At 42.8% G+C, this 15810-nt stretch carries 13 protein-coding genes and 1 pseudogene; 1 reads left to right on the top strand and 13 read right to left on the bottom strand.

The features are described 5' to 3' along the window. Window positions 1-554: 554 nt before the first annotated feature. The 9 genes from cobO to J8L86_RS08000 all read right to left on the bottom strand — a co-directional run bounded on the left by cobO (window position 555) and on the right by J8L86_RS08000 (window position 8902). Window positions 555-1208 carry a cob(I)yrinic acid a,c-diamide adenosyltransferase gene (cobO, locus tag J8L86_RS08040; protein ID WP_211029787.1) on the bottom strand — a complete coding sequence of 218 codons (654 nt, stop codon included), beginning with the start codon at window positions 1206-1208 and terminating at the stop codon, window positions 555-557. Continuing rightward, complete coding sequence (locus tag J8L86_RS08035) at window positions 1208-2827, bottom strand: cobyric acid synthase (RefSeq protein ID WP_211029976.1); 1620 nt, start codon at window positions 2825-2827, stop codon at window positions 1208-1210. Before J8L86_RS08035 ends, cobO begins: the two co-directional genes overlap by 1 nt. Window positions 2828-3045: 218 nt before the next feature. Then, window positions 3046-3594: a bifunctional adenosylcobinamide kinase/adenosylcobinamide-phosphate guanylyltransferase gene (gene cobU, locus J8L86_RS08030; protein WP_211029785.1), complete on the bottom strand. Its 549-nt coding sequence runs from the start codon at window positions 3592-3594 to the stop codon at window positions 3046-3048. Next, window positions 3591-4400: an adenosylcobinamide-GDP ribazoletransferase gene (locus J8L86_RS08025; RefSeq protein ID WP_065108701.1), complete on the bottom strand. Its 810-nt coding sequence runs from the start codon at window positions 4398-4400 to the stop codon at window positions 3591-3593. Before J8L86_RS08025 ends, cobU begins: the two co-directional genes overlap by 4 nt. A 79-nt stretch (window positions 4401-4479) precedes the next feature. Next, the gene (gene cobT / locus J8L86_RS08020; RefSeq protein WP_211029783.1) at window positions 4480-5529 is read right to left on the bottom strand and encodes a nicotinate-nucleotide--dimethylbenzimidazole phosphoribosyltransferase; all 1050 of its coding nucleotides are present in this window, start codon (window positions 5527-5529) and stop codon (window positions 4480-4482) included. Window positions 5530-5550: 21 nt separating this feature from the next. After that, window positions 5551-6666 (bottom strand): iron ABC transporter permease, encoded by a 1116-nt coding sequence (locus tag J8L86_RS08015; protein ID WP_065108703.1) that lies wholly within the window; start codon window positions 6664-6666, stop codon window positions 5551-5553. Beyond that, window positions 6666-7526, bottom strand: a complete 861-nt coding sequence (locus J8L86_RS08010) for an ABC transporter ATP-binding protein (RefSeq protein WP_065108704.1) — start codon at window positions 7524-7526, stop codon at window positions 6666-6668. Before J8L86_RS08010 ends, J8L86_RS08015 begins: the two co-directional genes overlap by 1 nt. Then, window positions 7523-7693 (bottom strand): hypothetical protein, encoded by a 171-nt coding sequence (locus tag J8L86_RS08005; protein ID WP_156669115.1) that lies wholly within the window; start codon window positions 7691-7693, stop codon window positions 7523-7525. The genes J8L86_RS08010 and J8L86_RS08005 overlap by 4 nt, the downstream gene beginning before the upstream one ends. A 393-nt stretch (window positions 7694-8086) precedes the next feature. Then, window positions 8087-8902, bottom strand: coding sequence for a histidine phosphatase family protein (locus J8L86_RS08000; protein ID WP_211029781.1), 816 nt, complete (start codon window positions 8900-8902; stop codon window positions 8087-8089). A 325-nt stretch (window positions 8903-9227) separates the two neighbouring features. Here J8L86_RS08000 and metH point away from each other — a divergent pair, with 325 nt between their 5' ends. Further along, complete coding sequence (metH, locus tag J8L86_RS07995) at window positions 9228-12944, top strand: methionine synthase (protein ID WP_211029779.1); 3717 nt, start codon at window positions 9228-9230, stop codon at window positions 12942-12944. A gap of 349 nt (window positions 12945-13293) precedes the next feature. Here the strand turns inward: metH and J8L86_RS07990 are convergent. The 4 genes and pseudogenes from J8L86_RS07990 to J8L86_RS07975 form a co-directional block, all read right to left on the bottom strand. Beyond that, window positions 13294-13452: pseudogene (locus J8L86_RS07990) on the bottom strand (IS4 family transposase); the annotation flags it as partial. Window positions 13453-13585: 133 nt separating this feature from the next. Next, a complete protein-coding gene (locus J8L86_RS07985; protein WP_211029777.1) occupies window positions 13586-13936 on the bottom strand; it encodes a hypothetical protein in 351 nt (116 codons plus the stop codon). A 32-nt stretch (window positions 13937-13968) separates the two neighbouring features. After that, complete coding sequence (locus J8L86_RS07980) at window positions 13969-14445, bottom strand: hypothetical protein (RefSeq protein ID WP_211029776.1); 477 nt, start codon at window positions 14443-14445, stop codon at window positions 13969-13971. Window positions 14446-14971: 526 nt separating this feature from the next. Continuing rightward, on the bottom strand, window positions 14972-15598 hold the full coding sequence (locus tag J8L86_RS07975) for a glutathione S-transferase family protein (RefSeq protein ID WP_211029774.1): 627 nt from the start codon (window positions 15596-15598) through the stop codon (window positions 14972-14974). Window positions 15599-15810 lie beyond the last annotated feature (212 nt).

The raw sequence follows: 15810 nt of genomic DNA, 5'->3' as shown, positions 1-15810 counted from the left end.
GTTCGAAATAAAAAACAGAGATAAAAAAACAACAAATATTAAATAAGATACAAATTTACACAAACTGTTATTTAATCGATTTAGTTACACTTATATTCATCACATGCGACGTTAAATTAAAATCAACGTTATTTAGTTACAAAAAGAACACAAAAAAAGCTGATTTAGAAATGTAAAACAATTTCTCGAGGGAGTTACCTTTACTTTCCAGTAACAAATAGGTTCTTGATTCATTCAATTTAGCGTCTTGCCAAAAACAAGAGCGAGAAGATCAATCGCACAAGGTTATACCGCTAAAAATGAATAAGTATATTTATAAAGCGTAAATGAGGCATTGAAGAATCTGCTTGATATGCGCAGAGTTGGAACTGATGTTAATTGATTGGCTAAGTTAAGAGAGGCTAGGTTAAGAAAGGCTGGTAATAGTGATTAGCTAATAGCAGCTGGCAACATACTAAGGTTATCCGTGAAAGTTTGAGCGTTAATTTAGGCGGCACAGTCAAATCTGTAGAACAGCCGCCCATAAACATAATGATGTATCGACAGCTTTTTTATTAATAGTCGAAACCAATTTGCGCTTTGATACCCTCATTAAAAGCATGCTTAATCGGTTGTACTTCGCTTACGGTATCTGCCAATTCGATAATATCGCGGTGACAGGCACGTCCAGTAATAATCACATGCTGCATTGATGGACGATTATTCAGCGCCTCTATCACACGGGCTAAGTCGATATACTTATATGTCACCATATAAGTTAGCTCATCTAATAACACTAGGTTTATCGATTCATCTTTAAGTAACTTTTCGGCATCTTGCCAAGCAGACTCCGCAGCAGCCACGTCTTTTTCACGATCTTGGGTTTCCCAAGTAAATCCTGTGCCCATGACATAGAATTCAACCCCAACTTTTTCCAGTAGATTACGCTCTCCGCACTCCCATCCACCTTTAATGAATTGCACAACGGCCGCCTTTTGTCCATGACCAACACAACGTGTCACAGCACCAAAACCAGACGTTGATTTGCCTTTGCCATTACCCGTAAGCACTAATAAAATGCCCTTTTCATCTTGAGCGGCAGCAATTTTTGCATCGACACCTTCTTTGAGCTTTTGCTGGCGAGCTTTATGACGTTGCGCCTTAGTATCAGCATGGTTAACCTCAGTTGATTCAATGCTGTTATTGGTGACATTTTCAGACTTTTCCATTAAAGACTTCCTGTTAATTTATCCATATCAAGATGTGTTTCTAACACATCCGCTAATCTTTCTAATTGTTGCTCTCGAATTTGATTAATATCCAACGACTCAGCAGATGAAAGTCCTGCCCAGCGTAAAATCAGTTGGCAAGCATCGGGACTGTCAAATAGCCCGTGCATATAGCATCCCAGTATCTGATTATCATTGCTTACTTGTCCGTCAAAACGAAGCGAAGGTAATCCTATTTGTTCATCTTCTTCGTGATTGCCGATATTCTTATAAGCAACGCTATTAACGCTGCTTTTAACGCTGCTTTTAACGCTGCTTTTAGCGCTGGTATTAGCATTGGTATCAGCTTGTTCATAAAAAATTTCAATAGGTTGATTCAGGTTAGCCTCAGTCAATAAGTGACTTTCACCACAATGAATTTCATAACCTGACACCGCTACCTTATCGTCATCAAGCTGTAAGTAACCGCTTACTTTGGTGAGTAATTTTTCATTCGTGAGTGTGGTGTTTAATGCTAACAAGCCTAAACCTTTGCTTGAGCCGGCTTCGTCTTCAATGCCTAATGGGTCATCAATTTGATGGCCTAACATCTGATAACCGCCACAGATACCAATGACTTTACCGCCATACCGTAAGTGCTTATTAACCAGCTTGTCCCAGCCTTGCTCACGCATGAAAGCTAAATCGGCGCGCACATTTTTGCTGCCAGGCATGATAATTAAGTCGGCCGCAGGCGGCAGCGATTTCGCTTGGGTTTGTTGACTTATATAATGAAAATCAATCTGTGGATGTAAGCGAAGTGGGTCAAAATCAGTGTGATTACTGATCCTTGGGAACACAAATACAAGCACAGTGATTTTTTGCTGATGCTCGATAACGTCACTCGTTTTTAAAGGGCTATCAATCAAGGCATCTTCTGCATCAAGGTGTAAATCATGTAAGTAAGGTAATACCCCTAATACTGGCTTATTAGTATAACTTTCAAGCCAGTCAATTCCCGACTGCAACAAACTAATGTCGCCTCTAAATCGGTTAATAACAAAGCCTTTCACTCTGGATTGTTCAGATAAACTTAACAGCGCTAAAGTGCCTACAAGGTGTGCAAAAACGCCGCCCTTGTCGATATCTGCAATAATAATGACAGGGCAATCAACGGCTTCAGCAAAGCCCATATTAGCAATATCACCCTCACGTAAATTAATCTCTGCTGGGCTACCTGCACCTTCAACGATGACCATGTCATATTGATGCGTTAATCGCTCAAATGATTGCAAAACAGCATTCATCGCTGTTGCTTTATAATGGCGACTTTCTGGGCCAAAAAACGTTTTGGCCTCTAATGAAGTCAGTGCTTTACCATGAATGATGATTTGCGCTCCCGTATCAGAGCTTGGCTTTAACAGTACAGGATTAAAGTCAGTATGTGGTTCAAGCTGACATGCAACCGCTTGCAATGCTTGAGCTCGACCTATCTCGCCGCCGTCTTCTGTGACAGCACTATTTAACGCCATATTTTGGGGTTTAAATGGCGCAACCTGCGTGCCTTTTCTGGCAAATAAGCGACATAAGCCTGCCACTAAGGTGCTCTTACCTGCATCAGATGTGGTGCCTTGCACCATTAAGGTTAACGCTTTACCCGCTTGATAAGAATGGGGCTTACTCAACAGATGTAGTTTCTCCGAATCATCAGTATCAGCTTGAGTCACATCTTGGGAGGCAGTGTTCATATGGCGTTGCTGCTGGCTTTCGGGCTTTTCTTGATTGCTCATTAACGCCAATCATCCTTCAAATTTGGGTTATGTAAGTGATGACATGATGTCATTTCAACGTTGACGCATTACTTTATTGATATGGGAATGCCCGCAACCACTAGGCTAACCTTATCAGCTTGCGCAGCAATAGCTTGATTTAGCCAGCCAGCTTCATCAACAAAACGACGAGTTAACTCCCCTAACGGAACAATGCCTGAACCCACTTCATTACTAATAAAAATCACCTGCCCTTTTAATGACGGTAAACAAGCTAGCAAAGCTTGCTTTTGCTGTTGCCATAAGTCATCCACACCATTACGGTGCGTTTCTTCACTAGCAATTAAGTGATTAGATAAATATAAGGTGAGGCAATCGACTAATATTACGCAATCATCAGCGTGGTAGTTTTGCAATGTTGAGGCTAATGCCATTGGTGTTTCAATTAATTGCCATGGCAGATTGGAGTCAACTCTATCTTGCTGATGTTTGGCTATTCTGGCCGTCATTTCATCATCTAAGGCTGTGGCAGTGGCAACGTAAACACAACGAAAACCTTGCTCAGCATACTGCTTTGCAATGGACTCACCGTATCGACTTTTCCCTGAACGGGCTCCGCCTAAAACTAGATGGATCATGTTGATAAACCTATGGTTAAAATAATGCAGTAGCAGACAATTTCGCTAACTTGCTGCGCAGCCCCTAACGTGTCGCCAGTGTAACCACCAATTTGACGATTAAATCCCCATACCAGTAATTGTCTTGTGGCCACTAATGCTAATAATAGAACAAACGCCAACACACCGTTTAAACAAGCCAGCACGACAAAACCGCTTAAACATAAAATCAATAAATCATTAATGTGCTGATATTGAGCCAAAGGCTTTGACTTACTGCCGTCATCTTCGGTGACATACTGCTCAGAAAAAATCATGCTTGCTGCAACAACTCGACTTAAAGGATGCGCTACAATCAGTGCAATTGCTGCTTTAAGTGGGCTGTATAGGGCAATTTCAACCAATAGTTGCCATTTTAACAATAAGGTTAACCCGATGGCTAAAGTGCCATAAGTCCCTATTCTAGAGTCTTTCATAATGCGTAGCTTATCAGCGACTTTCCAGCCGCCACCAAAGCCGTCAGCCGTATCAGCAAGGCCATCTTCATGAAAGCCTCCTGTCATTAATACGCTGGCGATAATCGCTAAGATCACTGCAACACCGTTAGGCAGCACTAATTGGCTTAACCAAAACACGCTCGCACTCATTACGCCAACCAGTAACCCCACCACACCAAAATAACGACTGGCTTTATTTAACTTTTCACTGTCAAATTCAACCCAATTAGGTATAGGTATACGGGTAAAAAAACTCACTGCAATGAGCAATAGATTAAGCTGTTTTTTCAACCAACTGGCACGATTTACAGAGCCTGATTGCAACGACATTCATCATCCTTTGTTAGTTAAGTATAATCTTGACTTAGCTAGTGTTGCTTCATTAACTGAGCACAGGCAAAGCCATAACTTAAACCACATTACTGACACCAGCTTTGTCAAAACTGGCCATATCATTGTAAAAATTGACCGCCGCTTGAATCAGAGGTAATGACAACGCAGCGCCAGTGCCTTCACCCAAACGTAAACCCAGCGACAATAAAGGTTTAGCATCTAACGCTTGTAGCATTTTTTGGTGGCCTTGCTCATCGGATTGATGGGCAAAAATAAGGTAGTCTCTAGCACTTGGGTGTAATGCCACCGCAACTAACGCTGCCGCCGTTGCGATAAAGCCGTCTATCACCACCAGCATTTTCTTTTCTGATGCCGCTAAAATTGCGCCAGTCATTTGCACAATTTCAAAGCCACCTAAGCAAGCCAGTACATTTACAGGATCATGAATTTTGTCGCGGTGAAGATTCATTGCAACCGTTAATAGCTCACGTTTAAGTGCAAAGGACTCATCATCAATACCAGTCCCACGTCCAACACACTCTTTGACATCTAATTTTAGCATCGCAGCCATTATGGCTGCTGCTGAAGATGTATTACCAATCCCCATTTCCCCTAATGCAATAAGATTGCAGCCAGAATCAAAATGTCGCTGCACTAGCTCATTGGCAAAACTAAAACCATCTTTTACTGCGAGTAAATCCATTGCTTGTTTTTGATGAATAGCCTGAGTACCGGCTCCTAGCCTATAATCAGTCACTTTAGGGTGGTCGCTAGGGGTTAACATACCGCAATCAATGACTTCCAGATTCAATCCCATTTGGCGACAAAACACATTAATCGCTGCACCACCACTCGCAAAATTGTTCACCATTTGCTGAGTCACTGCACTAGGCGCAATCGACACCCCGTGATTTGCGATGCCGTGATCACCCGCAAAGACCAACATTGCTGGCTGATTAATGGCTAACTTTTGGCGGTTATTAAATGGTTCAGTTAACTGTACTTGCGCTATTTGCTTTGCCAACGACTCAAGTGAGCCTAATGCCCCTAGCGGTTTGGTTTTTTGGTTTATTTTATGTTGGATCTGTTCATCATTATGATGATTAACGGGATCAACTGCGAACATACTTCATACTCCCAAATGCGCCTAGCGGCGGTGACGTAACACAAATAAGAAAAACACACTACCAATTGCCGCAGTAATTATACCGACAGGCAATTCTTGGTTGGACAACAAACAACGAGCTAATACATCAATCCACACCATAAATAAGCCCCCTACAAACACTGTTGTAAAAATAGGTTGCTGGCCAGGAAAGAGTAACCTTACAGTATGAGGGATCATCAAGCCTACAAAGCCGATACCACCACAACTGGCGACTAATGTTGCTGTAATCAGCGAGCACAGAATCAACATATATAGCCTTAATCTGGCGACATTGACCCCTAGTGAGTGGGCAGTTTCATCCCCAGCTTGTATCGCAATCACTTGACGCTTGAACGCCAGAATAATTATCACGCTGGAGCACACTACAACAGCAGGGATAATCAAACCTGACCAACTGGCTTTGGCAAAACTGCCAAGGCTCCAGAACAAAACAGACGCCGCTGCTTGAGGGCTTGAGAAATACAACACTAAGCTAGTTAATGCGCCAAACATAAAAGAGGTAGCGACCCCTGAGAGCAGCATTCTTTCCACCTGACTTGCTCTGCCAAAACCCGATAACGACAGCACTAATAGCACTGAAAAAAGCGCACCGATAAATGCCCCAACAGGAAGACTTAATGATGACCAAGACCACCACGCATCATGACTAAATAACCCTGACCGGTAAATCGCGCCAGCCCATAAGCTATCGGACTGCGAAAGCCATTGCTGCACTAAGCCTTGAGTGCCGAAAAAACTCAACACCAACACAGCGCCAAAAGAGGCACCAGAACTTATACCAAATAAATAGGGATCAGCTAATGGGTTTCGCGTAACAGTTTGCAACACGCTGCCAGCCAAAGCTAAGCCGGCACCAGCAATAAACGCCAATATAATCCGAGGCATACGCAACTCAAACACAATACGTTCAGTTATTGCCGTTACGCCATCAGTGCTTGCAGAAGCGCCCAACATGGGTTCTGTAAAAAGTAAAAAAACTTGTCCGAAACTAATATTTGCCGCACCAAAACTGGCTGCTGCAATTGGGGTAATTAAGGTCATCAATGCTGTCAATGCCAATAAGCATTTATGGCGAAGGGAATAAGTCGCAAACATTAAATCCCCTCCTTGTTATCTTGTTGCCGTGTTTGATGACGGGGATGCTCATCTTGATAACCGTAAAAATAGGTAATCAATGGCTTACCATGTTGGGGATGGCGATTAACTTGGCAGCAAACACCAAACACATCGCCGATAATCTGCTCGGTTAACACTTGATCTGGTAACCCTTGAGCTATACACGCGCCCTGATTTAACAATAACAACCTATCACACACTGCGCTGGCTAAGTTCAGATCGTGAATTGACGCTATAACACTGATCCCCAACTGGCGCACCAATTCTAAAATTTGGATCTGATAACGAATATCTAAATGATTTGTTGGCTCATCAAGGATTAACAACTGCGGTTTTTGTACAATAGCTCTGGCAATAAGTGCACGCTGCTTTTCGCCTCCTGAAAGCTGTTCATATTGTTGGCTTGCTTTTAACGCCAAACCGACTTTATCTAACGCTTGCATCACATTATGTTTATCAGCTTGAGTATCTGTTTCAAATAGCCCTTTATGAGGCGTTAATCCCATTGCCACGATTTGTTCACAGCTCATTGCAAAATAATGCGGAGTCTCTTGTTGAACGACAGCAACTTTTGTCGCTAAATGCTTTTGGCTGATGCGGCTAATATCTTCACCAAACAAGGTGATCTGGCCTCTATCTGGTGAGATATAACGATACAAGCAGCGCAATAAACTGGACTTGCCTGCGCCATTTGGACCAATCAGTCCCAGCATTTCACCTTGTTGCAGTGAAAAGCTGACATTGGAAAGAATCGCCTGTTGTTGCACTGACCAATAAAGTCGAGCCACCTTAAGCGCCTCACCCATTGAGCCATCTCGTTGCTGCTGATTTTGAGTCATGAAGCCGTCGCCAGAAAAGCAGACTTAATACGTAAAGCACACACACTGACGCGTTGAGCATCTAATGCGACGTTACCTGACAAGCAATGACCTAATCTAGCTAGGTTCTGACACATAAACGCAATGCAATCTAATGCAGCGCCATGTATTACAGTGGTATAAAACATGAATTCTCCGCCTGAGTCACCCGCTCAGGTTGATTAAAGGCACTGGATAGTGAATAAATGCAGTGCGTAAAAGGCTGTGAACCATCATAAAAAAGCTAGGTATCTGACTTAGTTATTCGTAAAAAATAACATTACAGTTGCGGGTACAGTTCATGCTAATCAATCAGACCTTGAGTCAAGTTGAACCATGATTCCCTATTCATCCATTAGTATGACAAAACAGATTAACTTTATTTATTCTTAAACGATAGCGACAATAATCCATCCGCTATCGCGACCTATTTTATGCTTTCTTACAGATTAAGATAACACGTAAAAAAGTTTGTAAAGATTGTACGCTAAATTAAGGGCTTGTTCAGCAAAAACGCGCTGATGTGCCCCCTATTATTGACTCTATGCAGGCCAATGAAGTTGAAACTTAGGCTCGCTGCTTTCATCTGCCCAAAAAACTGAAATAGAAACCGTCGCGGCGTAATCAATGGATAAGGTGTTATATATGCCTTGGCATTGTTCAAGACCAAGCACCAAAGCAATAATGGTGCGTATGACACCACCATGAGTGACAATAATAGCCAAAGGTTCAGGGGTATTTTTTGCTAACTCAGAACGATTTACGTTAAGCTCAGGGCTGTTAGCTTGAAGCTCAGGGCTGTTAGCTTGAAGCTCAGGGCTGTTACCTTTAAGCTCAGGGCTGTTCGCCACTTGACGTAATTGCTGACACACCTTGTTAAAACCAGATGCGACACGCGTTTCAAATTCACTCATCGGCTCTGCATTCGGTGGTGTATGTTGCCAAGGATTGTCCCAGTATTGATTAATCTTATCGCCAAACTGTTCGTATAAAGAATCAAATGACACCCCATCCCAGTCACCAAAATCAATTTCGGCCAACTCTGGCATCAACTGCACCGCAGGTAATGGCGTGTTGACTGACTGATGAGTTTCATCATTCATTTCACTTAAGGCAGTGTTAGCAGTATTTAACTCAGTAAATAACCCATGAGTAAAATGTTGGCAGCGTTTTAAAGGTGAGCTTATCAAGCTTACTTTCGGAAAATGAGGCACAAAATCAATCTGCTTAATACGATTTAGCATCGTAGCCGCACCGAGTTCGCTCAAATTAACATCCGTTTTTCCACGCAATATATTGCCGCCTTCACATTGTCCGTGTCGCAGTAATACTATCTTAGCGTGTGATAATCTAGTCACTCTAGGCTCCCTTTTTATACATTCCTGCACGTTCACCGTTCACAAAACCGTTTATCTGCACCAAGTTCAGCATTATTCATCATACTGGACTGAGTTAGTGCATTCTGACACTTGCTCTTGGAAACAAACTTCACGTATTATGGCCGTCTATACGTTTAAATGTCCAAACAAATATTAATGCTGAATACTTTTACGAAGCGAGTTTGACTTAGGCCGCCTTTTATATAGTGCAAAACAAGGTATGCTAATTTCTCAAGTTTCGAATATTCACATAATAAGAAATAGCTAATAGCAACTGCTAGCATAGCAATAAAGGTACTCAAATATGGCGAAGTCGACTTCCTACAGTCAGGTTCTTGAACAACTTACCAATACGCTAAAAGAGCGTATCGTGATCCTCGATGGTGCCATGGGGACAATGATCCAAGACTATAAATTGGAAGAAGAAGATTACCGTGGCGAGCGCTTTAAAGACTGGCATTGCGATGTGAAAGGCAATAATGACATGTTGGTGCTAAGCCAGCGTCAAATCATTAAAGACATTCACACTAAATACATGTTAGCGGGCGCTGACATTATTGAAACCAATACCTTTAACGCCACGACCATTGCGATGGCTGATTACGACATGCAAAGCTTGTCGGCTGAAATCAACCTCGAAGGCGCTAGAGTTGCCCGCGCCGCCGCTGACGAAGTAGAAGCACAAACAGGCATTAAACGTTATGTTGCAGGTGTTCTCGGGCCAACCAACCGTACTTGTTCGATTAGCCCAGATGTGAATGACCCCAGTTTTCGTAATGTCAGTTTCGATGAGCTTGTTGATGCCTATGTCGAATCCACCACAGCATTAATTGAAGGTGGCGCAGATATCATTATGGTAGAAACCATCTTTGATACTCTCAATGCCAAAGCCGCCCTATTTGCCATTGAAGCCGTGTTTGATACTTTAGGCGATCGCCTGCCAGTAATGATTTCAGGCACGATTACCGATGCCTCAGGCCGGACATTAACCGGACAAACCACTGAAGGTTTTTATAACTCACTGCGCCACATCAAACCGATTTCTATTGGCCTTAACTGTGCATTAGGCCCTAAAGAGTTACGTCCATACGTAGAAGAATTATCTCGCATTGCAGAATGTCATGTTTCAGCGCATCCCAATGCCGGCCTGCCGAATGAATTTGGCGGTTACGATGAAACGCCAGAAGAGATGGCCGAGGTTATTATCGACTGGGCAGCAGAAGGCATGCTGAATATTGTTGGCGGTTGCTGTGGTAGCACACCAGCACATATCAGCGCGATTCGTGATGCCGTTATCACCCACGCGCCTCGCACTATCCCTGACATCCCTGTTGCGTGTCGCTTATCTGGGCTTGAACCGTTAACCATCGATGGTGACTCATTATTTGTCAACGTTGGCGAGCGCGCGAACGTCACAGGCTCTGCTAAATTCTTACGTTTAATTAAAGAAGAAAAGTTTGAAGAAGCCTTAGATGTGGTACGCGAGCAAGTTGAAAACGGCGCGCAAATCATCGACGTCAACATGGATGAAGGCATGCTTGATGGCGCAGAGTCGATGAAAAAGTTCTTAAACTTAATCGCCTCAGAGCCAGACATTTCTCGTGTGCCTATTATGATTGACTCATCTAAATGGGATGTCATTGAAGCAGGCCTTAAATGCGTACAAGGCAAATCCATTGTTAACTCAATTTCAATGAAAGAAGGCGAAGAAGCCTTTATCAAACAAGCCACATTAGTCAAACGCTATGGCGCGGCTGCCATTGTCATGGCCTTTGATGAAGACGGCCAGGCCGATACCCGAGCCCGTAAAACTGAAATTTGTACGCGTGCTTATCGTGTATTAGTTGATGTGGTTGGCTTTCCACCTGAAGACATTATTTTTGACCCGAATATTTTTGCGATTGCCACCGGAATTGAAGAGCACGACAATTACGCTGTCGACTTTATTGAGTCGATTAAAGACATCAAAGCCACGTTACCCTATGCGATGATCTCTGGCGGTGTATCGAATGTGTCTTTCTCGTTCCGTGGCAACAACCCAGTGCGTGAAGCCATTCATGCGGTGTTTTTATACCATGCGATTCAAGCAGGTATGGACATGGGGATTGTTAACGCGGGTCAATTAGCCATTTATGATGATATCGACCCTGAACTTAAAGAAAAAGTTGAAAACGTGGTGCAAAATTTACCTTGCCCCGTCGCTGATTCAACCAATACAGAACAACTACTTGATGTCGCTGAAAAGTTTCGTGGTGACGGTAAACAAGTCGCGAAAAAAGAAGATTTAGCATGGCGAGGTTGGCCTGTTGAAGAGCGCTTATCCCACGCCTTAGTTAAAGGGATTACCGAATTTATTGACCAGGACACTGAAGAAGCACGCCTACAAGCAGTCCGTCCACTGGATGTGATCGAAGGGCCATTAATGAATGGCATGAATGTCGTCGGTGACTTATTCGGCGCAGGTAAAATGTTCTTGCCGCAAGTGGTGAAATCCGCTCGAGTAATGAAAAAAGCCGTGGCCTATTTAAACCCATTTATTGAAGCCGAAAAAGTGGAAGGTCAATCCAACGGTAAAATCCTCATGGTGACCGTTAAAGGCGATGTGCACGATATCGGTAAAAATATCGTTGGTGTGGTATTAGCTTGTAATGGTTACGAGGTGATTGATTTAGGCGTAATGGTGCCTGTTGAGAAAATCATTGAAGTCGCCATTGCTGAAAACGTTGATATTATTGGCATGTCGGGACTGATTACCCCAAGCCTTGATGAAATGGTGCATAACGTTAAAGCCTTCCATAAAGCAGGTTTAACCATTCCATCCATCATTGGCGGCGCGACTTGCTCAAAAATTCATACCGCCGTTAAAATTGCCCCACACTCACCCACTGGGGCCATTTACATTGCCGACGCGTCTCGCGCCGTGCCAATGGTGTCAAAACTCATCAGTAATGACACACGCCAAGCGACCATTGATGAAGCGTATAACGAATACGACATGATGCGAGAAAAACGTTTATCACAGACTAAGCGTAAAACCATTGTGTCAATTGACGCTGCCCGTGAAAACCGCTGCCAGCATGATTGGGACAAGTACACACCATTCACACCTAATGTATTAGGTCGTCAAGTATTTGATGACTACCCACTAGAAGACTTAGTTGATCGTATCGACTGGACCCCTTTTTTCCGAAGCTGGGAGCTACACGGCCGCTTCCCAGACATTCTTGATGATAACGTCGTTGGTGAAGAAGCCCGTAAACTCTATAAAGATGGCAAAGCCATGCTTGAAACCATCATCAGTGAAAAGTGGCTCACGGCCAAAGCAGTCATCGGCTTATTCCCAGCAAACACCGTCAACCATGACGACATTGAGCTTTACACAGACGAGACTCGCACCGAAGTTGAAATGACCACTCATCACTTACGCATGCAGCTTGAACGTGTGGGCAATGACAACTTCTGTTTGTCCGACTTTGTTGCGCCAAAAGACTCAGGTGTGGCCGATTACATGGGCGGCTTTGCGGTAACAGCCGGTCACGGTATCGACGAGCATGTGGCACGCTTTGAGGCAAACCATGATGACTACAACGCGATTATGCTCAAATGTTTAGCTGACCGTTTAGCAGAAGCCTTTGCCGAACGTATGCATGAACGTGTACGTAAAGAATTTTGGGGTTATGCAGCAGATGAAGAGTTAGATAACGAGGCTCTCATTCGTGAAAAATACAAAGGTATTCGCCCAGCGCCAGGTTACCCAGCTTGCCCAGATCATACAGAAAAAGGCTTGCTGTGGGATTTACTCAAACCTGATGAAACCATTGGTTTGAACATCACAGAAAGCTATGCCATGTTCCCAACCGCAGCGGTATCAGGCTGGTACTTTGCTCATCCTAAATCACGGTATTTTGGTGTAACCAATGTAGGTAAAGATCAGGTTGAAGATTATGCTGCTCGTAAGGGCATGAGTATTGAAGAAACCGAACGTTGGTTAGCACCGGTTTTGGACTATGATCCAGAATAGAGAGTGATCCTGAGTAAGAGTGCGATTCAGAGTAATCGCAAGGTTACTCTGTAGTTTTTCAAACTTCGTTTGAATTAGAGTCAAAGTCGTGGCGCTTCGCCCACACCAGAGTCAAGGGGGAAAGCGCTTGTCCCCCTTAACAAACCCGCAGCCCCCCGGCGAAATATTCTGAAAAGCGAATGATTTCCAACGGGGGGGATATTGGAGGCTGCAGCGGTGTTTTATCATTGAGGATTATAAGTTTACTCTGACCCACTTAATTCACGAATTTAATAGGACGCTTGTGGTTCCCGAATTAAGTCCAGCAGTGACTTGATAGCTATCTGCCAATGCGATTTCAACAGCTTTAAGTTCCGTTACAAAGCGATGTGGCTAATAGCCAAGGCTCTTTTTCTCGCTCTGCACTTGCGCGAGACTTTTTGCTCAGTCTCGCTTTTTCACCCGTGGCCACTTTATCTTTTCGACCTTTTGCATTACGCTTAAAAATGACTAAACGTGATTTAAAAGAGACTGTCAGACTCTGACCCACTTAATTCACTGTTGCACTTTATTGCCTATTCCCTGAGCCATCACGCTTTATCCCTTCACTATCTCTGTATCGTGTTGCCATATTTTCCATGCAACTAAACTATTTTATTGTTTTATTGTGCTAAAAACTGCTCTTGTACGCTCGCCAATGTCGGACGTATCTCTAATGACGCATTGACATCCACCACAGGTAAGTCGTAGCGCTGTGTGGGTATTTTTTGCAGTTCCATTCGTGCATGTAAACTATTGGCAATATTCATATCATCAACATTTAAGTAATGGGGCTCAATGCCTTGCTGTTTTAATCCTTTTAGAAGCCTTTGGGTGTGGCCGCATGAGTCTCGCCCGTAAACAGCAACATAAGGCTCATTATACAAAGGGGGCAAGATAGGCTTTGGCCCAAAGTCCTGCCTGGCTTTATAGATGCACAAACTGAGCAGGGCAAATAGCATGATTTTTTTCAAAATTTAGTTTCCTTTGAAGTTAATTCAAGCCATTACAAATCTGATGAACGTTCAAATGGCTTAAATATGCCCTTATCGATAAGATGATTTTGTGAGCCAATATTGAATATACTAACGAATTTTGGGTACTCGTTATCTTTATATGAAAATTCACCCAGAATAATTCCAAGCTCTAAGAAGAGAATTTCACTGTCACAGGTATAGTTTTTTTTATCGAGCTGATAAAGATGATTCTCTAATGATGCACATTGAATAAGTTCTCCACCATTAATCGTAAAACCATCACTATCAAAAACATCTACAAGTACATTTATGACTGAGCCAATCTCAATCTTATCAAAACAAACAACAATTAAGCGATTAGATGATAAGAGGTACTTATGCACTAAATGATTACTTGGGTTTACGTCCTTATCCATCGGCTTACCCAGCATTTGTTCAACTTCATGGGGTGACATCCCCAACGTAACACCCATAATGCTCGAGTAAGAAACAATATCGATTTTCATGTTAACTCCTACTTACAACCTGTATTGGCAATTGCATTACTTTTATTACCTGTGCGGCTTGCATGTTGATTTTGTGGTAACATGCCTTTTCGAAATAAGTGGGTCAGAGTAAACTTAATTCCATAATTCAAAATGAAGTCAGATGCTCGATGATTCCCCGTTGGAAGTTGCCGAAGTGTATGCAGATAAATAGCGTAAACCTGACATGGCCTTTCTCGCACATCCATGTGCTTCTCGGCATTCAGGCATCCTGCCTATCAGAATCAGGTTAGCTTTCGCGGGGCATGAATGCCCCATCGGGTGCGTTAGCTATTTTCAAAATACATAGAGGATAGCTAGTTCATCAGGGTAATGCGGGGGTTAAGAGGACTCGTACTATTCCCCTTAAACCCAGAGTGATTGAAGCATCACGGTTTTTATAACAAGAAGCATCACGGTTTCTATTACAACAAGTGCGTGTCAGACAAGAAATGAGTAAACATAATTCCTCATAGGACTCGCAAATGTCGTTTGAAATGAAATAGCCTTAATGGCTTTGCTCTATCGCTGAGCGACGCTGAAAGCTCGGCTTTGACTCTACTCTTTTTTGATGTGCTAAAAGAGCAGGAAAATCATCCAAAGAAAAACCGCCTCTTAACGCTCTTGTGTAGCACCAATGCAGATATACATCAACAATTGACCATTGTTCTCCATACCACCAATTTGACGCTTTCAACCTTTTTTCAGCCTTCTCAAAATGACTGGTTAACATATTACGACCACTGGTTACGACATCACAGACATCTTTACTAACGGTGTAATATGCGGGCATACAGACATGGCGCACAGATGGGTGAACGGTACTGGAAAACCACATTAAATCTGAAGCATATACACACTTTTGATATTCATCTTCAGTTTCTGGCAGTAATTTAGAGCCTGGAACCAAACTATTTAAATACAGTAAAATAGCTGGGTTTTCAGTTAATAACTTACCTTCGGTTACCAGCGCAGGCACCTTGCCGAAAGGGTTAATTTGTAAATACTCTGGCGACTTTTGTTCGCCAGAAGCAAGATTAATTCGCTTAAAATCACACTCTAGTCCCAATTCTTGGATCGCATTAATTGTGACACCAGAGCATGCTCCTGGAGCATAAAATAACGTTAAAGCCATTGATATTACCTTTAATAAAATAAGCCGCGATGCTAACGGTTTAGATAAAGAACAACTGAATTAACCTAAGACACGGTTTTCAGTACATACATTACACAATTGATAAAATAAAACTAAATGGCAAAGTCCATACTTGTTAGTACCTAACCATGGCCTTGCGCGATTGATAATCACATAAACAAAAAGGGTTAAAGCAATTGGCTTTAACCCTT

The sequence above is a fragment of the Shewanella sp. MMG014 genome, from assembly GCF_018100775.1.
Taxonomy (GTDB): Bacteria; Pseudomonadota; Gammaproteobacteria; order Enterobacterales; family Shewanellaceae; genus Shewanella; species Shewanella japonica.
The sequence above is the reverse complement of the archived record's forward strand: the minus strand, read 5'-3'. Positions and strand labels throughout refer to the sequence as shown.

Coding starts and splice junctions, on each gene's coding strand:
- cobO (WP_211029787.1), bottom strand. CDS start 1,208: ATGGAAAAGTCTGAAAATGTCACCAATAACAGCATTGAATCAACTGAG.
- J8L86_RS08035 (WP_211029976.1), bottom strand. CDS start 2,827: ATGGTGCAAGGCACCACATCTGATGCAGGTAAGAGCACCTTAGTGGCA.
- cobU (WP_211029785.1), bottom strand. CDS start 3,594: ATGATCCATCTAGTTTTAGGCGGAGCCCGTTCAGGGAAAAGTCGATAC.
- J8L86_RS08025 (WP_065108701.1), bottom strand. CDS start 4,400: ATGTCGTTGCAATCAGGCTCTGTAAATCGTGCCAGTTGGTTGAAAAAA.
- cobT (WP_211029783.1), bottom strand. CDS start 5,529: ATGTTCGCAGTTGATCCCGTTAATCATCATAATGATGAACAGATCCAA.
- J8L86_RS08015 (WP_065108703.1), bottom strand. CDS start 6,666: ATGTTTGCGACTTATTCCCTTCGCCATAAATGCTTATTGGCATTGACA.
- J8L86_RS08010 (WP_065108704.1), bottom strand. CDS start 7,526: ATGACTCAAAATCAGCAGCAACGAGATGGCTCAATGGGTGAGGCGCTT.
- J8L86_RS08005 (WP_156669115.1), bottom strand. CDS start 7,693: ATGTTTTATACCACTGTAATACATGGCGCTGCATTAGATTGCATTGCG.
- metH (WP_211029779.1), top strand. CDS start 9,228: ATGGCGAAGTCGACTTCCTACAGTCAGGTTCTTGAACAACTTACCAAT.
- J8L86_RS07980 (WP_211029776.1), bottom strand. CDS start 14,445: ATGAAAATCGATATTGTTTCTTACTCGAGCATTATGGGTGTTACGTTG.
- J8L86_RS07975 (WP_211029774.1), bottom strand. CDS start 15,598: ATGGCTTTAACGTTATTTTATGCTCCAGGAGCATGCTCTGGTGTCACA.